The following is a 20603-nucleotide window of genomic DNA, read 5'->3' on the forward strand; positions in this document are numbered from 1 at the left end:
ATTTCCGGGTTTGCGTGAAAACGGCAGACCCGCGGCCGGCGCCTCCGCGGCGGCAAGCTAGCCCAAGGCTTCGGGCAGGTCCAGGGCCGGCAGACCGGGCGCAGTCCAGCGCCTCTTTTGTGCAGCCGGCCGGCTCTTCTGCACTGCTATCGCCGCTGCGGCCCGCGTTGACCGTTTCCGGGGGGCTCACTACATTCCAGGCGATGACCGAGTCCGCGAAATCCCTGGACGAGGCCCTGGCCGCCAGGGGCCTCAACGAGCGCTCCCGCGAGGTGTTGAAGCACATCGTCGACGCCTACGTGGAAACCGGCGCGCCGGTGGGCTCGCGCACGCTCTCGCGCAGCCTGGGCCTGGGGCTTTCGCCGGCGACCATCCGCAACGTCATGGCGGACCTCGAGGATCTGGGGCTGCTGTTTTCGCCCCATACCTCGGCCGGGCGCATGCCCACCGACATGGGGCTCCGGCTCTTCGTGGACGGCCTCCTGGAAATCGGCAACCTGACCAAGGACGAGCGCGCCCACATCGAAAGCCAGTGCGCCGCCGACGGCCGGTCCTTTCCGGAGGTTCTCGAAGAGGCCTCGGAGACCATTTCCGGCCTGTCGCGCTGCGCCGGCCTGGTCGTGGCGCCGAAGCTGGGCGAGCCCCTGAAGCACATCGAATTCGTGTCCCTCGGCCCTGGGCGGGCGCTGGTGGTGCTGATCTCGGTCTCCGGCGTGGTGGAGAACCGCATCATCGACGTGCCGGCCGGCATGCCCGCCTCCTCTCTGGTCGAGGCCAGCAACTATCTGACCGCCCGTCTCGGCGGGCGCACCCTGGAAGAGGCGCAGACCGAGGTCCTGCGGGAGCTGGAGGAGCAGCGCGCCGAGCTGGACGGCCTGACCACCCGCGTGGTCGAGCGCGGCCTCGCCAGCTGGTCCGGGCCCCAGGGCGGCGCCAAGGGCGGGGCCTTGATCCTGCGCGGCCAGTCCCAGCTTCTCGAGGACGTGACGGCGCTGGAGGATCTGGAGCGCATTCGCCAGCTCTTTGCGATGCTGGAGACCAAAGATGCGCTGATCAAGCTTTTGGACCTTGCAGGCGGCGCCGAAGGCGTCCAAATCTTCATCGGCGCCGAGAACGAGCTCTTCGGGCTCGCCGGCTGCTCCATGGTGATTGCGCCCTACAGCAACTCCCAGCAACAGATCGTCGGGGCGATCGGCGTCATCGGACCGACCCGCATCGACTACGCCCGCATCATTCCCATGGTCGACTACACCGCCAAGGTGATCGGCCGTCTGGTCGGCTGACGCGGCCCCAGGCAGGAACACAGAGAAATCAGAAGCGTGAGAAAGGAGCGTCCGTCCCGTGATGGCGCAGGAAAACAAACAGGATAAGGCGGCCCCCGAAGAGGCCGAAGCGGAAGCGCCCGCCGGTGCGCCGGGCGAAGACGAAGCCGCCGAGGAGGCGCCGGTCGACACCGGCGCGGAGCCGCTGGTCGATCTCTCGGGCCTGGAGGCAGCGGCGGCGCTGTCGCCGGATGAGGACCCGGTCGCGGTGCTGGAAGGCGAGGTGGCCTCGCTGAAAGACCAGCTGCTGCGCGCCATCGCGGAGACGGAGAACGTGCGCCGACGCAGTCAGCGCGAGCGCGAGGACAGCGTGAAGTACGCTGCAGCGCCCATTATCCGCGATCTCCTGGGGGTGGCCGACAATCTGCAGCGGGCGCTGGAAAGCGTACCGGAAGAGCTGGCTGCGGAAAACGAGGCCGTGAGCAACCTGCGCCTCGGCGTGCAGATGACCCAGAAGGAACTGATGTCGGTCTTCGAGCGCCATCAGATCCGGACCATCAATCCGCTGGGCGAGAAGCTGGACCCGCACTTTCACGAGGCGATGTTCGAGATCGAGGACCTGGAGCAGCCCGCTGGAACGGTGGTGCAGGTCATTCAGGCCGGCTACCGCCTGCACGACCGCCTGATCCGCCCAGCCCGGGTCGGCATCTCCAAGGGCGGCCCCAAGGCAGGTGCGAAGGACGCGCCGAAAGCCGAGGCATCTGAGGCGGACGCGACCCAGGCCGAGGCCAGCCAGGCCGACGGCAACGGCGACACGGAGCCCGGCAGCACCGTCGACACCTCGGCCTGACTCCGGCATTCATTATCGGCAGCATGCTTCGAGACGACCGCTGCGCGGTCTCCTCGGCATGAGGCGCTGGTCCGATCTGGCTCCTCACCCTGAGGAGGGCCTTGAGGCCCGTCTCGAAGGGTGCTGTGCGAGATATGTTCCAGGCGTTCTAACCCTCAGGCGACCGTCACCCGGCGCAGGGTGACGTTGATGCGCCCGCCGCCCTCAAATCCTTCCCGGACCAGCAGGCGGCTGGAGCCGCCGAGGATCCGGTCGACGCCGTGGTAGGCCAGGCGCGCCTCGCCGGCCAGGATCATCGCGTCGCCGGAATGCAGCTTGAAGGAGGTGGTGGGCCCCCGCCGGCTCAGCCCACCGAGGCGAAATACGGCGGAATCGCCGAGCGACAGGGAGACGACCGGGGCCTCGAAGGTCTCCTCGTCCTCGTCGCGGTGCAGGCCCATGCGCACCTTCGGGCCCTGGTAGACGTTGATCAGGCAGCATTGCGGCGGGTTCGGATAGCCGGCCAGGTCGTCCCAGGCCGCCAGCAGGGCCGCGGGGATCGCCGGCCAGGGCCGCCCGCTCACCGGGTGTTCGCCGAGGTAGCGGTAGCCGTCGCTCTGGTCCGAGTACCAGCCGTGGCTGCCGGCATTGGTCATGCGCACCGACATCGGCCGTCCGCTGCGCGGCATGCGCGGCTGATAGAGCGGCGCCGCACGGACGACGCGGCGCAGATCCTCCAGCAGACTTTGCTGTTCGGCCGCGCTCAGGTAGCCGGGCAGGTAGCGGAAGCCGGCGGGCGCAGCGCTGCTTCGGGGTTTTGTCACGGACCGGATCGTCTCATCTCTGGGGCGGCTGCTCACCGCTTTCATCGGATTTGGCCGTGCGCCGCGCTGCGGCACGGGCCTTCAGGCGCAGGCCCCAGTAGGCGATGCCCGCCAGCACCGCCATGCCGAGGCCGACATTGGCCAGGGGGCGGCTGCCGAACAGAGTCTCTCCGGTGAGGGTCAGCACGGCGCCGACCATGACCGATCCCACCAGCACCATCATGATGGCGCGGTAGAGCCCATCGCTTTCCGGCCCGCCCGGCGGGCGCTCCTGATCCATCGCCTTGTTCCTCCTGAAACCAACCACGCGCCGCCCGCCTTCCTTGGAAATCAAGGATTTCCGCGCCCTGCGCCTGCAGCCAGACCTAGCGTTTACGTTTAGATTCTCGCCGCTTTGCGCCTTGCAGCAAGGCCCATGCTGCTTATATAAGCCCAGAACCCATGGTCATGAACTCTCTCTGGCGGAGATCCGCCGGGCGGTGCTGAACTGACAGGCTGCCCAAGGGGTCTGCTGATCGAAGTGAGGAAACGGAATGAGTAAAGTAATCGGTATCGACCTCGGCACCACCAATTCCTGTGTCGCGGTCATGGACGGCAAGGACGCCAAAGTCATTGAAAACGCCGAGGGCGCGCGCACGACCCCCTCGATGGTCGCCTTCAGCGACTCCGACGAACGCCTCGTCGGCCAGCCGGCCAAGCGCCAGGCTGTCACCAACCCGGAAAACACCCTTTTCGCCATCAAGCGCCTGATCGGCCGGCGCTACGACGATCCCATGACCAAGAAGGACATGGACCTCGTCCCCTACAAGATCATCAATCACGATGGCGACGCCTGGGTCGAAGCCCACGGCAAAGAATACAGCCCCAGCCAGATCTCGGCCTTCATCCTGCAGAAGATGAAGGAAACCGCCGAGAGCTTCCTGGGCGAGCCGGTCAAGGAAGCGGTCATCACCGTGCCGGCCTACTTCAACGACTCCCAGCGCCAGGCCACCAAGGACGCCGGCAAGATCGCCGGCCTGGACGTGCTGCGCATCATCAACGAGCCGACCGCCGCGGCGCTCGCCTACGGCCTGGACAAGAAAGGCTCCGGCACCATCGTGGTCTATGACCTGGGCGGCGGCACCTTCGACGTATCGGTGCTGGAAATCGGCGACGGCGTCTTCGAGGTGAAGTCGACCAACGGCGACACTTTCCTGGGCGGCGAGGACTTCGATGCGCGGATCATCAGCTACCTGGCCGACGAGTTCAAAAAGGAGCAGGGCATCGACCTGCGCCAGGACAAGCTGGCCCTGCAGCGTCTGAAGGAAGAGGCGGAGAAGGCCAAGATCGAGCTCTCCTCGGCCAACCAGACCGAGATCAACCTGCCCTTCATCACCGCCGACGCCTCCGGGCCGAAGCACCTGAACATCAAGCTCACCCGCGCCAAGCTGGAAGCCCTGGTCGAAGACCTTGTCGAGCGCACCATGGGGCCCGTGAAGTCGGCCCTCAAGGACGCCGGCGTCTCCCCCGGCGAGATCGAAGACATCATCATGGTCGGCGGCATGACCCGCATGCCGAAGGTCTTTGAGACCGTGAAGAGCTTCTTCGGCAAGGACCCGCACCGCGGCGTCAACCCCGATGAGGTGGTGGCCATCGGCGCCGGCATCCAGGGCGGCGTGCTGAAGGGCGACGTGAAGGACGTCCTGCTGCTGGACGTGACACCGCTGTCGCTGGGCATTGAGACCCTGGGCGGTGTGATGACCCGCCTCATCGACCGCAACACCACCATCCCCACCAAGAAGAGCCAGACCTTCTCCACTGCCGAGGACAACCAGCAGGCGGTGACCATCCGGGTCTTCCAGGGTGAACGCGAGATGGCGGCCGACAACAAGCTGCTCGGCCAGTTCGACCTCGTTGGCATTCCCGGCGCGCCGCGCGGGGTGCCACAGATCGAGGTGACTTTCGATATCGACGCCAACGGCATCGTCAACGTCGGCGCCAAGGACAAGGCGACCGGCAAGGAACAGACCATCCGCATCCAGGCCTCCGGCGGTCTCAGCGACGACGAGATCGACACCATGGTCAAGGATGCCGAGGCCAATGCCGAGAAGGACAAGGCGCGCCGCGCCCTGGTCGAGGCAAAGAACCAGGCGGAGTCGCTGATCCACACCACCGAGAAGACCCTGGCGGATGCCGGCGACAAGGTGCCGGCGGACGACAAGACCGCGGTGGAGGCGGCCATCGCAGAGTTGAAGACGGCCGCCGAAGGCGAAGACGTCGAGGCCATCCAGGCCAAGACCCAGGCCCTGGCGGAGGTTTCCATGAAGCTCGGCCAGGCGCTCTATGAGCAGGGCCAGGCCGCGGAGGGTGCCGGTGACGGTCCCGACGGCGCCGCGGCCAACGGGACGGGTGCCGAGGATCAGTCCGCCGGCGCTGCGGGCGGCGACGACAAGGTCGTGGACGCCGACTTCGAGGAAGTCGACGACGACAAGAAGGGCCGGTCGGCGTAAGCGAAGACAACAAACGAGCCTGACCATGAACCAAGGGGTCGGACAAAGGCAGCATGGCGCAGACGGCGCCGGCCTTTTCCGGCCCCGTTTCGGTGCGGTGCCTCTCCATGGGCCCGCCGTGCAGGGAAGAGGCTCTGAAGTCCGCGGGGGCAAGCGGCGGTCGGAAGCATGAAAGACTACTACGAAACACTGGGCGTTTCGCGTGACGCCGACGGGGGGGCGGTGAAGTCGGCTTACCGCAAGCTGGCTATGAAGTATCACCCCGACCGCAATCCCGGCGACAGCGAGGCCGAGCACCGCTTCAAGGAAATCAACGAGGCCTACGAGGTCCTGAAGGACGAGCAGAAGCGCGCCGCCTACGACCGCTTCGGCCACGAGGCCTTCACCAACGGTGGCGGCGGCGGCCCGGGCCAGGGCGGCTTCGGTGGCTTCTCCGCCGGCGGCTTCGCCGACATCTTCGACGAGATGTTCGGCGACTTCATGGGCGGGCGGCGCGGCAACTCCGCCGCGCGCGGCTCCGACCTGCGCTACAACATGGAGATCTCGCTGGACGAGGCCTTCGCCGGCAAGACCGCGCAGATCCGGGTCCCGACCGCGGCGACCTGCGATGCCTGCGACGGCAGCGGCGCCGAGGGTGGCGCCCAGCCGGTGACCTGCCAGACCTGCCAGGGCCGCGGCCGGGTCCGCGCCCAGCAGGGCTTTTTCACCATCGAGCGCACCTGCCCGACCTGCCACGGCGCCGGGCGGGTGATCGACGATCCCTGCCGCGTCTGCGACGGCCAGGGCCGGGTTCACCGCGAAAAGTCCTTGCAGGTGAACATCCCCGCCGGCGTCGAGGACGGGACCCGCATCCGCCTGGCGGGGGAGGGCGAGGCCGGCCTGCGCGGCGCGCCCGCGGGCGATCTCTACATCTTCCTCTCGGTGGCGCCGCACCGCCTGTTCCAGCGCGACGGGGCCAACATCTACTGCCGGGTGCCGATCCCCATGACCACCGCGGCGCTGGGCGGCTCCGTGGAGGTGCCCACCATCGACGGCGGCCGCGCCAAGATCACCGTGCCCGCCGGCACCCAGGCCAACCAGCAGTTCCGCCTGAAGGCCAAGGGCATGCCGGTGCTGCGTTCGACGTCGGTCGGCGACATGTACGTCGAGGTCGGCATCGAAACGCCGGTCAACCTCACCAAGCGCCAGAAGGAACTGCTGCGCGAGTTCGAAGACGCCGGCAAGGGCCGCAAGACCAACCCGGAATCCGAAGGCTTCTTCGCCCGCGTAAAGGAATTCTGGGAAGACCTGACGGAGTAAGGTCGCCGGATCTCCGGCGCGCCGGAAGGGCACGGGGCTTCGTCTTCTGCCGTTGCCCGCCGCAACTTCAATGCAATTCTCCTGATGCTGCGCCAGCGGTTTTGGTTTACCACCAACGCGCCTGAACGGTTCCTGCTTCGGGCGCGACCCATCGTCATTGCAACCGAGATTCAGACGATGAGGATTTCCAATGAACCGACGTACACTTGTTTCGCGCGCCCTTCTGACCACGGCTTTCCTCGCCTTCGCCGCGTCGACGGCCGCCGCGGACACGGCGACCAAGCAAATCAAGGTGTGGCCCCACGGCCCCAAGGCGCCGACCGCCTTTGCAGCGCCGCAGGGCAACGATGAGCCGTCCCGTGCCGGTCTGCAGCACGACAGCGACAAGCAGCTCGATGTCTGGGTACAGCGCTGCAACGATGCCGGCGGTGGTATGACCCTCTCCGATGACGGCAACTACGACTGCGTAGGCTCGGACGGCAACAACATCGACGACTATTGATGGTTGACGCCGCATTGTGCTGCGCCGGTGCGTGCACCGGCGCAGGCGCTTCCTCTGACCTGCGCCTCAGGTGAAGACCAGGGTCAGTCCTTCGAGGCCTAAGTCCCCATAGTCCGAAGACCAGGTCTCGCCGGGCTCGACCGGCCAGGCGTCGGTCAGGGTGCCGGTGGTGACGATCTCGCCGGCGGCGAGCGGCGGAAACTGCGGCTGTCCGCAGAGCACGCGGGCCAGATGGACCAGGGCCAGGACGGGACTGTCCAGGACGTTCGCGCCGCTGCCACGCTCGACCAGCTTGCCGCCCCGGGAAAGACTCGCCGTGAAAACCGGCAGCGTCTCGGCAATCACTGACCGGTTGGCGTCGGTCACCGGCAGCGGCGTTCCGACCACCAGGGCGCCGTGCAGACCGAAGGCCGCGGTGCAGTCCGCCGCGGTGAACCGCCAGTCCGGGAAGTGGCTCTGCACGATCTCGAAGCCGGCAGCGATCCACTCCACGCTTTCCAGCACGGCAACGGGGTCGTTGTTTATGTCCGCAGGGCTGATGGCAAGCGGCGCCTTCAGCTTGAACACCACTTCCGGCTCGAGGCGCGGCTGCACGAAGGGCCGCAGGGCCAGCCTCGCCCGTCCCTGCTCTGCGATGTGAACCGTGCGGTCCCAGACATGGGCCCACATCGGCTGCCAGACGCCGTAGCGGTCCCAGAGCGTCCGGTTGGTGAAACCGATCTTGCGCCCGAGCGGCCGCCAGCCGGCCGCACGCCGCCGTGCCTCGATCTCCTCCAGAACGGCGTAGGCCTCGTCGACGCTGAATGCGGGCCGCGCGGCCGTAATCGGCGCCAGCGTCACGGCGTCGTCGTAGGCCGCGATCAGCCGGTCGGCGATTTCGGAGAGCGCGGTCGGCATCTTCCTCTCTTCGGTGCGGTTGCTGTCGCCTGCCGGAGTCGCCCGATAGTGGCCTCTTCGCAGGGACATGCGAAGTCAAAAGCGGTGGGCTATGAATACCTGTGGCGCTGCCGTCACCCCCTGAGGCCGCTGGCGGCCAGGGCGATGCAGGCCTTGCGGGCGGCCTCTTCATCGCAGGCCGGGGGTTCCGGGTCGCCGACGCGGCGCATGGCCATCCAGACCATCATCTCCAGGGTGCCGCGGGCGGCGGCGGCGGTGTCGATGTCGCGGCGCAGATGCCCGGCGCGCGCCATCAGGCGGATATAGGTCTCGAAGTCGCCCAGAAAGGCGCGGCGCAGGCCCCAGAGATAAAGGTCCTCCACCACCCTGACCTCCTGCGCACAGCGGTCGAGCAGGGCGATCAGCCGGCGTTCGCGCGCCAGCATGTCATAGGTCTCCTCCAGAACCGGAATCAGCGCGGCCTTGCGCCGTGCCCGGGCCGACAGCGCGGCGGTCAGGACAGGCCACTGAAAGCGCATGGCCACGGCCTCCGCGGTCACGCGTTTCAGGCGGGCCGGGCTGTGGCGCACCGCAGTCTCGCCCTTCGGCAGTTCGAGGCGCGCAGCGCTGCGGATCGCCAGTTCCACCAGCGCCTCTTTCTCTGCGACGTAGGTGTAGACCGTGCCGGCGGCGACACCCGCAACCGCGGCGACATCGGCCACCTGGGTCAGGCGCAGGCCTTGCGCCGTCAGCACATGGCAGGCCGCGCCCGCGATGGCTTTCAGCTTGCCCGGGTCGCGTCTCGGGCCGCGCCGCGCGGGTTGTCCCGCCTGCCGCCTTGCACGCGCCGCGGGTTTCTGTTTTATTTGAATGAATGGTTCGTTCATTATTTATGGATGCCCGAAAATGACCGCCGCGTCCAGTCCCAATCGGCGTCACGACGTCGACACGCTGCGGGCCGTCGTGGTCCTGCTGCTGATCGTCTTTCACACCGCCCGGCTCTTCGATGCCGAGCCCTGGCACATGAAGGATCTGGCGGCGCCCTTCTGGGCTGCCGACTTCGTCATCCGCGCGCTCAACGTCATCCAGATGCCGCTGCTCTTCCTGCTGGCGGGCATGAGCGCAGCCTGGGCCCTGGAGCGGCGCAGCGCCGCTGCGTTCTTGAGGGAACGGGCGGCGCGGCTATTGGTACCCTTGTTTGTCGGGATTTTCGTTCTGGTGGCACCCCAGGTCTGGCTGGAGCGGATCAGCCCTGATGTCCCCCTGCGCATGAGCCCCGTCGACTTCGACGGCGGCTTCTTCGCCTTCCTCGGCCCCTACCTCGCCTGCTGCTATCCGCAGGCGAACTTCTCCTGGCATCACCTTTGGTTTCTGCTTTACCTCTTCGTCTACTGTCTGCCGCTGGCCGTCGTGGCGCGCAGCGGCGCCTTGCCGGCCCTTGCGGCCTGGACGGCGCGGGCGCCCTGGCGGCTGTTTCTCTTCGGGCTCGTCCTGGTGGCGCTGGAAACGCTGCTGCGCCGGTCCTTTCCCAGCACCCACAACCTGATCTGGGACTGGGCCAATCATGCGCACTACGGCTTTCTCGTGCTCTTCGGCTGGTGGCTGGGCCGCAACCCCGGCCTCGAAGACGCGCTCCAGCAGATCCGCCGCCTTGCGCTCGCCGCGGCGCTGGTTCTCGTGGCGCTCTGGTTCGCGGCGCTGGACACGGCCTTCGGCGGCTTCGGCTGGCTGGAGATCTCGCGCGCCCTGCGCCACGGCCTGCGTATCGCTGCCGAGTGGTGCCTGCTGCTCGCCGCCCTGGCTTATGGACGCCGCCTCTTCGCCCGACCCCTGCCCGGGCTCGCCGTTTTCGTCCCCATCGCCCTGCCGTTCTACCTCTTCCACCAGACCGTGATCGTCGCCCTCGGCTGGCTCTGGCTCGACTGGACGGGTCAGCCCTTGATCAAGGCTATGGCGATTATGGCCGCTGCGACCGTTCTCAGCTTCGCCCTCGCCTGGCTTTCGGCGCAGTCCGCGCTGAGCCGCGTCGCCGTCGGCCTGCCGCTGCGCCGCCGGCTGCGCCCCGATCCTGCTGCTAACCCTGCTCCGGCAGGTAGGCGTCCGACCACTTGAGAACGGCGTTGAAGGAGATGGAGATGCGCGCCGCGTCTGAAAGGTTCGGGTGCACGAAGTGCGTCAGGAAGGCGGGCCAGAGCAGGATGTCGCCGGCCTTGGGGCGGTGGGTGAACTCCGCCTCGATCTGGCGGTCGCCGCGGATCGCGGTCATGTTGGCCGCCCCGCGCGGGTCGTAGAAGGAGATTGCCCCCGGACGCACGTCGCTGCGGTTCTCCCTGGGCGGACTTTCCATGTCGGGTACTTGCACGTAGTAGGTGCCGCTCAGGTAGGCGTGGGGATGGTTGTGCGGGTCGTGATAGTCGCCGCGGCGGTTCACGTTGGCCCAGCCCTGCAGATGCCAGTTCACCGCATAGTCCAGCCCGGCGCGTTTCAGGTAGTCGATCACCGTCTTGTTGATGCAGTCGCGCAGCCAAGTGACGGCGGGGTTCTCCATCGTCAGCAGGTTGCCGCCGCGGTAGTCGGTGGTGAGGCCGGCGTGCTGGCGGTCCATCTCCTCGATCAGCCGCGCCAGTTCCGCATTGGCGATGTCGTGCCCCGGCAGGCTGCGCCTGAGCAGCGTGGTCGGCCAGAGGTCGAGGAAGTCGTCTGAATCGGATGAGGGCATGGCTGCCTTGCGCGTCTTGTTGAGGGCCGAGCAAGCCAGAGCCGCCCCCTCGGCGTCAAGGCCCGCCGGAGCAGCGATGATGCCGCGGCTTTTGCCCCGCTGCTTTTCCCCCGCCGCTTTTCCCCTGCAGCCGGGCCGTGCTACACCGGCGCGGTAACAAGGAGAGGCGCATGGAACCCTACAGGATCGGCATCGTCGGCTGCGGCGGGCGCATGGGGCGCATGAACCTGGCCACCATCGCGGCGGCGGAGGGCTGCGTCATCGGCGGCGGCACGGACCGGCCCGACAGTCCGATCATCGGCAGCGACCTCGGCCTGCTGGCCGGCGGGGAGGCGCTGGGCCTTATCGTGGGCGACGACCCCGTGGAGCTCTTCGCCGCCGTCGATGCGGTGATCGATTTCACGACCCCGGCGGCCTGCCGGCGCCATGCCGAACTGGCGGCCCAGGCGGAGGTCGTCTATGTCGTCGGCACCACGGGTCTCGCAGAGGCGGAACAGGCGGCGATCCATCAGGCGGCGATCCAGACCGTGGTGATCCAGGCTGCCAACATGAGCCTTGGCGTGAACCTGCTGCAGGCGGTCACAGAACAGGTCGCCCGCGCCCTCGACGCCGACTACGACATCGAGATCGTCGAGATGCACCACCGCCACAAGGTGGATGCACCCTCGGGCACGGCCCTGATGCTGGGGGAAGCGGCGGCTGAGGGCCGCGGTGTCGCGCTGAGCGATGTCGCCTGCCGGGCCCGCGACGGCCAGGTGGGCGCCCGCCCGCGCGGCGAGATCGGCTTCGCCACCCTGCGCGGCGGCGACGTGGCGGGCGAGCACTCGGTGATCTTCGCCGCAGAGGGCGAGCGCATCGTGCTGACCCACAAGGCCAGCAGCCGGGAGGTCTTCGCCCAGGGGGCGGTCAAGGCGGCGCTCTGGGGCCGCGGCAAACCCTCCGGGCTGTACTCGATGCGGGACGTCCTGGGAATCTAGAGGTTCGGCCCGTGCCGAAGCCTTGCAGATTGCCTAGCCCGGCAGCCGGGCCTCGTTGAGGGCGCGGCGCAGGGCATCGGCCAGTTCGGCGCGTTCGTGCTTGGTGAGAAAGGAGCCCACCGCGAGGCTGCGCCCGTGGGAGCGCAGCACCAGGGGGCTGTCATGCCGCGGCGGATCGTCCAGCAGCACCTGCAGCCAGGTGGTCTGAAACTGCCAGGAGCGGCTTTGCCCGCCCGGCCAGGTCCGCGTCACGGTCAGGTCCGCCGGGGTGAGCTGCAGGCGCTCGGTGAGTCGGCCCTGGCGGTAGCTCGCCTTGAAGGCCAGGTAGATGACCAGGACGTCGGCGCCGAGGAAGCCGACGACGGGCCAGGCCCCGGCCAGGAAAAAGGCGAGCCCGGCGCAGAAACTGATCGCACAGATCACCGCCATCAGCAGCAGGAAGCCACGCGGCGGCAGGCTGCGGTGCGGCGTCAGTTCCGCATCGAAGAGGAAGCCGCCCTCTTCGACCATCTCTGCTTCGCCGATCTCTCTGGTGGCGCTCAATCTGTCCCCACTAATCGTTTCGATCAGTATAGGCCACGGCGGCGCTTCGGCAAGCACGGGCCCGGGCTCATGCAGAGTGAAGCCTATGGCCTAGCACTCGGGAAAGCCACTAAACTCCCGGTCCCTTCCCGCGTCGCGCCATTCTGCGGGGCCATTGTGATCCCGAACCGAGCCGCTGCGAAAGTGTCATGAAAAAAGCCGATATCGTTACCTTCTTCGACCGCCTTGCCGCCGCTATGCCCGAACCCAAAGGAGAGTTGAATTACGTCAATCCCTATACGCTGCTGGTGGCCGTGGCGCTCTCCGCCCAGGCTACCGACGTCAGCGTGAACAAGGCCACCGGCCCGCTGTTCAAAACGGTGACCACGCCCGAGGGCATGCTGGAACTCGGCGAAAGCCGGCTGAAGGACCACATCAAGACCATCGGCCTTTACAACTCCAAGGCCAAGAACGTCATCGCCCTCTCGCGTATCCTGGTGGAGGAGTACGGCAGCCAGGTGCCGCGGGACCGCGACGCCCTGGAAAAGCTGCCGGGTGTCGGGCGCAAGACCGCCAACGTGGTCCTCAACATCGCCTTCGGCGAGCCCACCATCGCCGTCGACACCCACATCTTCCGGGTCGGCAACCGCACCGGCCTGGCGCCGGGAAAGACGCCGCTGGCGGTGGAACTGAAGCTGGAAAAGGTGGTGCCGGCGGACCGCAGGCTGCACGCCCACCACTGGCTGATCCTGCACGGGCGCTATGTCTGCAAGGCGCGCAATCCCGACTGCCCGGCCTGTGTGGTGCGCGATCTCTGTGCCTTCAAGGGCAAGACCACGCTGGAAGGGCCGCCGGCCGGAAAGAAACCGGCGGCAAAGAAGTCAGCAGCCAAGAAGAAGGCGGCCAAGAAAACCGCGAAGAAGAAAACGGCCCCCGGGAAGTCCGCGGCCCGGGCGAAGACACGGCGAAAGGCCGGTTAGCGCGTTCTCGACGTGCGTCGAGGCGGTTCCAGCCCGCTCCCCCTCCCGGCCACCCCTAGGATACTGGCGCTGGGTGGCCGGGAGGGGGAGCGGGCCGGTGCCGAAAAAGGAACGAAAAAGCCTAGCTGATCGGTGCCGTCTGGCGTTCGCGCAGCAGGCGGTTCAGGCAGGGCCGGGGGGCCAGGCGGTCGGCGGCATCGTCGCGTGCTTCCAGATAGGTCACGCGGTAGCGGGTGCCGCTGTCGTAGAGCACAACATCAAACACGCAGCCAGCAGTGACGTACTGCCAGATCTCCGCCGGGTTTTCCCGGCGCACCAGATCGGGCTCACCGAGCAGCGCGGAGACACCGCCCCGGTCGAGGCCCATCAACTGGTTCGGGTCGTCATTGATCGGCGGCGGAGCGGGCGGCCGTGCGGTGACTTGCGGTGCCGGTTGCGGCGCGGGCGCTGCCCCGGACGATACCACGCTCGGCGTCATGACCTCGGAGCCCTGCGCCGCGGGTTCAGTGGGCCCGGTCTGGCTGGCGGACGCGCCGCTTTGGGGTGAGGTGCCGGTGGTCTGGCAGGCGGCCAGCGCAAGGCCCGCGAACAGCAGGGCCAGGGTGGTTCGGGACTGTTTGAGCACCCTGTGGAAAGCCACGGCGTTCAACCGGCCTGCGACTGCGAGGCGTCCCCGTTCGGGGCGGCATCGCTGCTGTGGGCCAGCTTCGGCCCTTCGCCCTGCGGGCGGCCGGCAAAGGATGCCTCCAGCGAGTCGACATCGCCGCTCAGACGGCCGCCTTTCAGGATCTCGATGGCGGCATAGCGGATCTTGCCGATGACCTGGCCGCCGGGGTGGATGACCAAGCGCCCGGTGACGGTCAACTCACCCTCGAAGGTCCCGTGCACGATGCACTCTTCCACGATGGCCTGGCCTTTGAACAGGCCGGGCTCGCTGATCTCCAGGCTCTGGCTGTCGTTGAGGTCGGCTTCGACCCGCCCCTCGACCACCAGGGTCTCGCAGGTCTTGATCTCACCGGACAGGCAGATTTCCCGTCCGACCACCAGTTTGCGGCCTTCCACGGCGCTGGGGGCCGCGGGCACGCGCGGCTCGGGGCGCCGTTGTGCCGCCTTGAGACCGGTGGTGTTGTTCGCCTGGGAAACGCTCTCCGCGGTCACTGCGCCTGGACCTTCGGCGCCGGGCTGCCTGTCTCCTGCCGCTCCGAGGGGCTCGTGGCGGGTCTCCGGGGGCAGGGGCGCAGAGGGTTGGGGTGCAGAGGGTTGGGGCGCAGAGGGGCTGGCGTTGGGGGAGGCCGTCGAGGGGGTCTTGCGCTTACCAAACATTCTCGTTCCTTTCCGGCTCCCGCCGCTCCCTGGTTACAAGGTCTGGGCCTTCAGGCCTCCTGCCGGCGCAGCTGCTCGAAAATGTGCAGCATAAAGGCGGTTGCGATAATCGGCGTCGCCAAATTTACCAAGGGAATGGTTAGCAGGAAGGTAACGACCGCCCCGGCCAGGATCACCCGCCCCCGGTTGCGCCGGCGCATGCGGCGGCTGTCGGGCAGCATCATCCGCCGCACCGAGACCAGCTCGAAGTACTCGCGGCCCAGGAGGTAGCCGTTCAGCAGGTAGAACAAAACCAGATTAAGCGGCGGAATCCATATAAGAATCAGATACAAAGGCAGAACCAGCAGGTTCAGCACCAGGGTCACGGCGACGAAGATCAGGTTGCCGAAGATCGCCTCGCCCAGCGGCTGTTCGCGGGCCGGCGGCAGGTCCGGATAGTGGCGCCGCTCCACCGCCGCGGCGATGTCGTCCAGCAGCAGCGCCATGATGGAGACCATGACCGCCGGAAAGAGGAAGAAAGACACCACGGCGATGGCGCCGATGCTGGCCGCGCCGACCAGCCAGTCCACCACGTCGACCCAGAAGCCCTCGCCGCTCCAGTCCCTGAGCCAGGCCACCAGCCACTCGCCGGCCCATTCCAGGGCGAACCAGGCGCCCAGCCAGAGCAGGACGAAGGTGACGAAGGAATAGAGCAGCGAGCGGTTGAAGACGCGGCGGAACGCCGGATCGAGAGACTGGCCGACGGCACGGGAAAGGGCTTGAAACATGGCCGGATATGTAGCCTGCCGGCCTTCCTGCCACAAGGGAGCAGCACCGAAAGCGGGCTTGCCGCCGTTGGCAAGGCGCACTACAAGGGGCCGCGAAAGCCTGTCCCGGCCGGTTCCGCCCCCGGCAGCTTTGGTTTTGCGGACTGTAACTCTTTCAGGCTGCGCCTTTGAGGGCCGGACAGAGCGCAGAAGGGACCGGCGGACCGGGCTTTGGCCCTGGTTTGGCTGCAGAGGACAGTACCCTGGGGACAGCACCCCGGCGGGCCCGCGCCGTAAGCGGGCGTTTACCGAACCATGATAACGGAAACCTCATGACCGCACCGCGCCTCGACGTTGTCTGCATCGGCAATGCCCTCGTCGACATTCTCGCCAAGACCGATGACGCCTTTCTGGAGGCCATGGAGATCCCCAAGGGCGGGATGATCCTGATCGACCAGGACCGCGCCGTGCAGCTCTACGACGCCATGGGGCCGGCGGTGGAGGTCTCCGGCGGTTCGGCCGGCAACACCGCCACGGGCATCGCCTCGCTCGGCGGTCAGGCGGTCTTCTTCGGCAAGGTGCGCGACGATCAGCTGGGCACGATCTTCACCCATGACATCCGCGCCGCCGGGGTCGGTTTCGACACGCCCCATGCCAGCAGCGGGCCGGCCACCGGCCGCTCGATGATCCTGGTGACGCCGGATGCGGCGCGCTCCATGAACACCTTCCTGGGGGCCGCGGTCGATTTCGGGCCGGAGGATCTGAACGAGGCCCAGCTGCAGGCCGCGGCGGTGACCTATATGGAGGGCTACCTCTGGGACTCGCCCTCGGCCAAGGCGGCCTTCCTGCGGGCGGCCCGCCTCTGCCACGCTGCCGGAGGCAAGATCTCGCTCACCCTCTCCGACCCCTTCCTCGTCGACCGCTACAAGGACGAACTGAAGGACTTCGTCGCCAGGCACGTCGACATCGTCTTCGCCAACGAGGAGGAGGTCTGCGGCCTCTTCGATGCCGACAACTTCGATGCCGCCCTGCAGCAGGTGCGCCAGCACTGCGACGTGGCGGCGCTGACCCGCAGCGAAAAAGGCGCGGTGATCGTCAGCGGCGAGGAAGTGCACGTGGTGGATGCGGCCCCGGTCGCCAAGGTGGTGGACACCACAGGCGCCGGCGATCTCTTTGCCGCCGGCTTCCTCTACGGCCTGACCAACGGCCACTCCCTCTATGACAGCGGGCGCATCGGCGCGCTGGCGGCGGCGGAGGTGATCTCCCACGTCGGCGCGCGCCCCGAACAGAAGCTCACAGAGCTGGTCGCGGCCCAGCTCGATCTCAAGCAGGCACAGCGGGCCTGACGGCCTTTCCAGCAGGACGACGACAAAGACCATGACGGTTCAGGCCCCATGACAGTGAAAGCCAAGGACATCCGCAACATCGCGATCATCGCGCACGTCGATCACGGTAAGACGACGCTGGTCGACGAGCTCCTGAAGCAGTCGGGCACCTACCGCAGCAACCAGCAGGTGGCCGAGCGCGCGATGGACTCCAACGACCTGGAGCGTGAGCGCGGCATCACCATCCTCGCCAAGTGCACGGCGGTGACCTGGAACGACACCAAGATCAACATCGTCGACACGCCGGGCCACGCCGACTTCGGCGGCGAGGTGGAGCGCATCCTCTCCATGGTCGACGGTGTCCTGCTGCTGGTGGATGCCGCCGAAGGACCGATGCCGCAGACCAAGTTCGTCACCGCCAAGGCGCTGGCGCGCGGCCTGAAACCCATCGTGGTGATCAACAAGGCCGACAAGCCGGACGCGCGCGCCCACTGGGTGCACGACCAGGTCTTCGACCTCTTCGTGGCGCTGGAGGCCAGCGACGAGCAGCTCGACTTCCCGACCCTCTTCGCCTCGGCCAAGCAGGGCTGGTCGGTCGCCGACCTGGACGACGAGCGCAAGGACCTGCACAGCCTCTTCGACCTCATTGTCGAGCACGTGCCGGCTCCGGAGGCCGATGCCGAGGGTCCCTTTGCCATGCTGGCGACGACGCTGGAGGCCGACAACTTCCTGGGGCGCATCCTGACCGGCCGCATCCACAGCGGCACGGCCAAGCTCAACATGCCGGTGAAGGTGCTGCGCCGTGACGGCACGACGTTGACCGGCGGGCGGCTGACCAAGCTGCTGTCCTTCCGCGGGCTGAAGCGCGAACCCATCGAGGAGGCCGCGGCCGGCGACATCGTCGCCGTGGCGGGCCTCAGCGACGCGACCGTGGCCGACACCATCTGCGCGCCGGAGGCGGAGGCCGCCCTGGCCGCCCAGCCCATCGACCCGCCGACACTCGCCATGACCTTCTCGGTGAACGATTCCCCGCTGGCCGGGCAGGAAGGGGACAAGGTCACCTCGCGCATGATCCGCGACCGTCTGGACCGCGAGGCCGAGGGCAACGTCGCCATCCGCATCACCGAGACCGAGGACAAGGACGCCTTCGAGGTGGCCGGGCGCGGCGAACTGCAGCTCGGCGTGCTGATCGAGACCATGCGCCGCGAGGGCTTCGAGCTTTCGATCTCGCGGCCCCGGGTGCTGTTCCGCAGCGATCCCGAGAGCGGCCAGCGCATGGAGCCCATCGAGGAGGTGCAGGTCGACGTCGACGACGACTATGCGGGCGTCGTCGTCGAGAAGATGGGCCAGCGCAAGGCGGAGATGACCGACATGCGCCCCTCGGGCGGCGGCAAGACGCGGGTGACCTTTCTGGCCCCGGCGCGCGGGCTGATCGGCTATCACGGCGAATTCCTGACCGACACCCGCGGCACCGGCATCATGCACCGGGTGTTCCACAGCTACGCGCCCTACAAGGGACCGATCCAGGGCCGCCGCAACGGGGTGCTGATCTCCAACGGCAACGGCAAGGCGGTGGCCTATGCGCTGTGGAACCTGGAGGAGCGCGGCGAGATCTTTGTCGAGCCCAACAAACCGGTCTATGAAGGTATGGTGATCGGCGAGCACAGCCGCGGCAACGACCTGGAAGTCAACCCGATGAAGGCCAAGCAGCTCACCAACATCCGCGCCGCCGGCAAGGACGAGGCGGTGCGCCTGACCCCGCCGCGCGTCATGGCGCTGGAGGAGGCGCTGGCCTACATCGCCGACGACGAACTGGTGGAGGTGACGCCCAAGTCGATCCGCCTGCGCAAGCGCCTGCTCGACCCGCATGCGCGCAAGAAACAAAGCCGGATCAAGGATGCCGTCTGAGCGAGTAGAGCAAGACACGCTGCCGAGGCGTCGATCCTGGGGCGAGGCCTTCGAGGTCTATCTGCACCCCCGTGTCATCGCCATGCTTTTCCTCGGGTTCTCTGCCGGCCTGCCCTTCCTGCTGCTGTTTTCTACCCTGTCGTTCTGGCTGCGTGAGGTCGGCGTCAGTCTTTCCACAATCGGCTTGTTCTCCTGGGTCGGCATTACCTTTTCCATCAAGGTTTTCTGGGCGCCTGTGGTCGATCGCCTGGCGGTCCCGCCGTTCACCACGCTGCTGGGCAAGCGGCGCGGCTGGATGCTGATTGCACAGATCGGCATCGCTGCGGGCCTGCTGGGAATCGCTGCTACCGATCCGGCGCAGGACCTGGAAACCATCGTCTACTTCGCCCTTCTGGTGGCTTTCGCCTCGGCGACGCAGGACATCGCCATCGATGCCTATCGCATCGAGGCCGTCGACAAGTCGCTGCAAGGCGCCATGGCGGGCACCTACCAGGTCGGCTATCGCTTCGGGCTGATCGCCGCCGGCGCGGGCGCCTTGTACATCGCGCAGTTCACCTCCTGGCCGACGGCCTACATGACCATGGCGGCGCTGGTCGGCGTCGGCGTTGCAACAGTGCTTGTCATCCGCGAGCCGGAGGTAACCCGTGATCAGGCCACCTTGTTGCGCGAGGCAGAGCTGCTGCGACGCATTGAAGGTGGCAGCTTGCGCGACGGACCGCTGCACCGCCTTACCGCTTGGTTCTCCGGAGCGGTGGTCTCGCCTCTGGTGGACTTCTTCGCGCGCAATGGCTCCTTCGCGCTCGTGATCCTCGCCTTTGTCGGGCTCTACCGACTCTCCGACATCACCCTCGGCGTCATGGCCAATCCTTTCTACATCGACGTCGGATTTTCGAAGGAGGAGATCGCCAACATCGCCAAGCTCTACGGCGTCATCGCCACCCTTGCCGGCGCTTTGATCGGCGGCGTTCTGGTGGTGCGCTTCGGGCTTTTGTACTCGCTCCTGCTGGGCGCGGTTCTCGTGGCGGCAACCAATCTTGTCTTCGCACTGCTGGCGGTGGTCGGCCACGACATTGTCATGCTGACGCTGGCGATCAGTGCCGACAACATCTCTGCCGGTCTCGCCGGATCCGTTTTCATCGCCTATCTTTCCAGCCTGACCAATACGGCCTATACGGCCACGCAGTACGCTCTTTTTTCCTCGCTCTTTACGCTTCCCGGAAAGATCGTTGCCGGCGGGTCCGGCTTCGTGGTCGAGGCCGTGGGCTACGTGAACTTCTTCTTCTATGCTTCTGCCCTGGGCATTCCTGCGATCCTGCTTGTGCTCTATCTCATGTACCATCAGCGCCAGCAGGTTCTTGCCCGACCCGAGCCGAAGGGGCAGCCCGATGATCCAAGCGTCCAGCGCAACACCTGACGACCGCATCGAAATCCAGCCCGGCGACATCACGCAGCTGGATGTCGATGCCATCGTTAATGCGGCCAATGCGCAGTTGAGCCTGGGTGGCGGTGTCTGCGGGGCGATCCACCGCGCGGCGGGCCGGAACCTGCGGGAGGCCTGCGCCGCCATCGGCGGCTGCAAGACCGGCGATGCGGTTCATACCGACGGCTTCGATCTGAAAGCGAAATTCGTCATCCACGCGGTCGGCCCGGTCTGGCGCGGCGGCGCAGAGAACGAGGAGGCCCTGCTCGCCTCCTGCTATCGCACCGCGCTGAAGATCGCCAGGCAGATCGGCGCGCGTTCGGTTGCCTTTCCGGCCATCTCCACCGGCGTCTACGGCTTCCCGCTGGAGCGCGCGACGGAGATTGCCGTCGAGACCGTGCGTGCCTTCCTGATCGAAGACAACAACGCTGGGGATGACGGCATCGAGCAGGTTGTGTTCTCGGTCTTCGGCGCGGAAGCCGAGGCCGCCTACCGCCGGGCGCTGGGGCGGTAACAGCCTGTAGCGGATCCGGTCTCTGTCGTTTGTGCGCAAGCGGTAGGGGCGCGCCGCCGGGCCCGGTGATGAAAATCGGCGGAGTGCT

20 protein-coding genes and 1 pseudogene are annotated in these 20603 nt (G+C 67.2%); 12 read left to right on the forward strand and 9 right to left on the reverse strand.

The features are described 5' to 3' along the window. The first annotated feature begins 203 nt into the window (after nucleotides 1-203). Both hrcA and grpE read left to right on the forward strand, forming a co-directional pair. Nucleotides 204-1283: a heat-inducible transcriptional repressor HrcA gene (gene hrcA, locus ACO06P_RS14390; protein WP_420345924.1), complete on the forward strand. Its 1080-nt coding sequence runs from the start codon at nucleotides 204-206 to the stop codon at nucleotides 1281-1283. Nucleotides 1284-1344: 61 nt separating this feature from the next. Further along, a complete protein-coding gene (gene grpE / locus ACO06P_RS14395; protein WP_420345925.1) occupies nucleotides 1345-2112 on the forward strand; it encodes a nucleotide exchange factor GrpE in 768 nt (255 codons plus the stop codon). 155 nt (nucleotides 2113-2267) lie between these two features. On the opposite strand, the gene ACO06P_RS14400 is transcribed toward grpE, so the two are convergent. Then, a complete protein-coding gene (locus ACO06P_RS14400) occupies nucleotides 2268-2915 on the reverse strand; it encodes an alpha-ketoglutarate-dependent dioxygenase AlkB family protein (RefSeq protein ID WP_420345926.1) in 648 nt (215 codons plus the stop codon). A 13-nt stretch (nucleotides 2916-2928) separates the two neighbouring features. Further along, nucleotides 2929-3195, reverse strand: coding sequence for a hypothetical protein (locus ACO06P_RS14405; RefSeq protein WP_420345927.1), 267 nt, complete (start codon nucleotides 3193-3195; stop codon nucleotides 2929-2931). 253 nt (nucleotides 3196-3448) lie between these two features. Here ACO06P_RS14405 and dnaK point away from each other — a divergent pair, with 253 nt between their 5' ends. The 3 genes from dnaK (at nucleotide 3449) to ACO06P_RS14420 (ending at nucleotide 7205) form a co-directional block, all read left to right on the forward strand. Beyond that, nucleotides 3449-5404, forward strand: a complete 1956-nt coding sequence (gene dnaK, locus ACO06P_RS14410; RefSeq protein WP_420345928.1) for a molecular chaperone DnaK — start codon at nucleotides 3449-3451, stop codon at nucleotides 5402-5404. A 168-nt stretch (nucleotides 5405-5572) separates the two neighbouring features. Then, complete coding sequence (gene dnaJ / locus ACO06P_RS14415; RefSeq protein ID WP_420345929.1) at nucleotides 5573-6703, forward strand: molecular chaperone DnaJ; 1131 nt, start codon at nucleotides 5573-5575, stop codon at nucleotides 6701-6703. Nucleotides 6704-6893: 190 nt separating this feature from the next. Continuing rightward, nucleotides 6894-7205 (forward strand): hypothetical protein, encoded by a 312-nt coding sequence (locus ACO06P_RS14420; RefSeq protein WP_420345930.1) that lies wholly within the window; start codon nucleotides 6894-6896, stop codon nucleotides 7203-7205. Nucleotides 7206-7271: 66 nt separating this feature from the next. On the opposite strand, the gene ACO06P_RS14425 is transcribed toward ACO06P_RS14420, so the two are convergent. Both ACO06P_RS14425 and ACO06P_RS14430 read right to left on the reverse strand, forming a co-directional pair. Continuing rightward, nucleotides 7272-8102 (reverse strand): 2-keto-4-pentenoate hydratase, encoded by an 831-nt coding sequence (locus ACO06P_RS14425; protein ID WP_420345931.1) that lies wholly within the window; start codon nucleotides 8100-8102, stop codon nucleotides 7272-7274. A gap of 113 nt (nucleotides 8103-8215) precedes the next feature. Beyond that, nucleotides 8216-8968: a TetR family transcriptional regulator gene (locus ACO06P_RS14430; protein WP_421938125.1), complete on the reverse strand. Its 753-nt coding sequence runs from the start codon at nucleotides 8966-8968 to the stop codon at nucleotides 8216-8218. 19 nt (nucleotides 8969-8987) lie between these two features. Between ACO06P_RS14430 and ACO06P_RS14435 the strand changes: the two genes are divergently transcribed. Next, nucleotides 8988-10193, forward strand: coding sequence for an acyltransferase family protein (locus ACO06P_RS14435; protein WP_420345933.1), 1206 nt, complete (start codon nucleotides 8988-8990; stop codon nucleotides 10191-10193). Here ACO06P_RS14435 and ACO06P_RS14440 read toward each other — a convergent pair. Continuing rightward, nucleotides 10156-10800 (reverse strand): 2OG-Fe(II) oxygenase family protein, encoded by a 645-nt coding sequence (locus ACO06P_RS14440; RefSeq protein WP_420345934.1) that lies wholly within the window; start codon nucleotides 10798-10800, stop codon nucleotides 10156-10158. The genes ACO06P_RS14435 and ACO06P_RS14440 overlap by 38 nt on opposite strands. A 170-nt stretch (nucleotides 10801-10970) precedes the next feature. Between ACO06P_RS14440 and dapB the strand changes: the two genes are divergently transcribed. Further along, nucleotides 10971-11777: a 4-hydroxy-tetrahydrodipicolinate reductase gene (gene dapB, locus ACO06P_RS14445; protein ID WP_420345935.1), complete on the forward strand. Its 807-nt coding sequence runs from the start codon at nucleotides 10971-10973 to the stop codon at nucleotides 11775-11777. Nucleotides 11778-11810: 33 nt separating this feature from the next. Here the strand turns inward: dapB and ACO06P_RS14450 are convergent, their stop codons facing one another. Next, entirely contained in the window at nucleotides 11811-12320 is a 510-nt protein-coding gene (locus ACO06P_RS14450; RefSeq protein ID WP_420345936.1) for a DUF2244 domain-containing protein, read from the reverse strand. Nucleotides 12321-12508: 188 nt separating this feature from the next. Here ACO06P_RS14450 and nth point away from each other — a divergent pair. Then, nucleotides 12509-13135, forward strand: a pseudogene (nth, locus tag ACO06P_RS14455) (endonuclease III); the annotation flags it as partial. A gap of 265 nt (nucleotides 13136-13400) precedes the next feature. On the opposite strand, the gene ACO06P_RS14460 reads toward nth, so the two are convergent. From ACO06P_RS14460 to ACO06P_RS14470, 3 genes are all read right to left on the reverse strand, one after another. Further along, on the reverse strand, nucleotides 13401-13904 hold the full coding sequence (locus tag ACO06P_RS14460; RefSeq protein WP_420345937.1) for a hypothetical protein: 504 nt from the start codon (nucleotides 13902-13904) through the stop codon (nucleotides 13401-13403). Between the two features lie 20 nt (nucleotides 13905-13924). Then, complete coding sequence (locus ACO06P_RS14465; protein WP_420345938.1) at nucleotides 13925-14437, reverse strand: bactofilin family protein; 513 nt, start codon at nucleotides 14435-14437, stop codon at nucleotides 13925-13927. Between the two features lie 215 nt (nucleotides 14438-14652). Continuing rightward, nucleotides 14653-15369 carry an EI24 domain-containing protein gene (locus ACO06P_RS14470; RefSeq protein ID WP_420345939.1) on the reverse strand — a complete coding sequence of 239 codons (717 nt, stop codon included), beginning with the start codon at nucleotides 15367-15369 and terminating at the stop codon, nucleotides 14653-14655. 311 nt (nucleotides 15370-15680) lie between these two features. Between ACO06P_RS14470 and ACO06P_RS14475 the strand changes: the two genes are divergently transcribed. From ACO06P_RS14475 to ACO06P_RS14490, 4 genes are read left to right on the forward strand one after another with little or no spacing between them, the layout of a single operon-like run. Beyond that, nucleotides 15681-16694: an adenosine kinase gene (locus ACO06P_RS14475; protein WP_420345940.1), complete on the forward strand. Its 1014-nt coding sequence runs from the start codon at nucleotides 15681-15683 to the stop codon at nucleotides 16692-16694. A 48-nt stretch (nucleotides 16695-16742) separates the two neighbouring features. Next, nucleotides 16743-18581, forward strand: a complete 1839-nt coding sequence (gene typA / locus ACO06P_RS14480; RefSeq protein WP_420345941.1) for a translational GTPase TypA — start codon at nucleotides 16743-16745, stop codon at nucleotides 18579-18581. Next, entirely contained in the window at nucleotides 18571-19995 is a 1425-nt protein-coding gene (locus ACO06P_RS14485; RefSeq protein ID WP_420345942.1) for an AmpG family muropeptide MFS transporter, read from the forward strand. Before typA ends, ACO06P_RS14485 begins: the two co-directional genes overlap by 11 nt. Beyond that, nucleotides 19967-20515, forward strand: coding sequence for an O-acetyl-ADP-ribose deacetylase (locus ACO06P_RS14490; protein WP_420345943.1), 549 nt, complete (start codon nucleotides 19967-19969; stop codon nucleotides 20513-20515). Before ACO06P_RS14485 ends, ACO06P_RS14490 begins: the two co-directional genes overlap by 29 nt. Nucleotides 20516-20603 lie beyond the last annotated feature (88 nt).

The sequence above is a fragment of the Pelagibius sp. genome (assembly GCF_965227505.1).
GTDB lineage: Bacteria > Pseudomonadota > Alphaproteobacteria > Kiloniellales > Kiloniellaceae > Pelagibius.

What these genes read in the sequence shown, in the direction of transcription:
- hrcA (WP_420345924.1), top strand. Translation starts at nt 204, where the DNA reads ATGACCGAGTCCGCGAAATCCCTGGACGAGGCCCTGGCCGCCAGGGGC.
- grpE (WP_420345925.1), top strand. Translation starts at nt 1,345, where the DNA reads ATGGCGCAGGAAAACAAACAGGATAAGGCGGCCCCCGAAGAGGCCGAA.
- ACO06P_RS14405 (WP_420345927.1), bottom strand. Translation starts at nt 3,195, where the DNA reads ATGGATCAGGAGCGCCCGCCGGGCGGGCCGGAAAGCGATGGGCTCTAC.
- dnaK (WP_420345928.1), top strand. Translation starts at nt 3,449, where the DNA reads ATGAGTAAAGTAATCGGTATCGACCTCGGCACCACCAATTCCTGTGTC.
- dnaJ (WP_420345929.1), top strand. Translation starts at nt 5,573, where the DNA reads ATGAAAGACTACTACGAAACACTGGGCGTTTCGCGTGACGCCGACGGG.
- ACO06P_RS14420 (WP_420345930.1), top strand. Translation starts at nt 6,894, where the DNA reads ATGAACCGACGTACACTTGTTTCGCGCGCCCTTCTGACCACGGCTTTC.
- ACO06P_RS14425 (WP_420345931.1), bottom strand. Translation starts at nt 8,102, where the DNA reads ATGCCGACCGCGCTCTCCGAAATCGCCGACCGGCTGATCGCGGCCTAC.
- ACO06P_RS14430 (WP_421938125.1), bottom strand. Translation starts at nt 8,968, where the DNA reads ATGAACGAACCATTCATTCAAATAAAACAGAAACCCGCGGCGCGTGCA.
- ACO06P_RS14435 (WP_420345933.1), top strand. Translation starts at nt 8,988, where the DNA reads ATGACCGCCGCGTCCAGTCCCAATCGGCGTCACGACGTCGACACGCTG.
- ACO06P_RS14440 (WP_420345934.1), bottom strand. Translation starts at nt 10,800, where the DNA reads ATGCCCTCATCCGATTCAGACGACTTCCTCGACCTCTGGCCGACCACG.
- dapB (WP_420345935.1), top strand. Translation starts at nt 10,971, where the DNA reads ATGGAACCCTACAGGATCGGCATCGTCGGCTGCGGCGGGCGCATGGGG.
- ACO06P_RS14470 (WP_420345939.1), bottom strand. Translation starts at nt 15,369, where the DNA reads ATGTTTCAAGCCCTTTCCCGTGCCGTCGGCCAGTCTCTCGATCCGGCG.
- ACO06P_RS14475 (WP_420345940.1), top strand. Translation starts at nt 15,681, where the DNA reads ATGACCGCACCGCGCCTCGACGTTGTCTGCATCGGCAATGCCCTCGTC.
- typA (WP_420345941.1), top strand. Translation starts at nt 16,743, where the DNA reads ATGACAGTGAAAGCCAAGGACATCCGCAACATCGCGATCATCGCGCAC.
- ACO06P_RS14485 (WP_420345942.1), top strand. Translation starts at nt 18,571, where the DNA reads ATGCCGTCTGAGCGAGTAGAGCAAGACACGCTGCCGAGGCGTCGATCC.
- ACO06P_RS14490 (WP_420345943.1), top strand. Translation starts at nt 19,967, where the DNA reads ATGATCCAAGCGTCCAGCGCAACACCTGACGACCGCATCGAAATCCAG.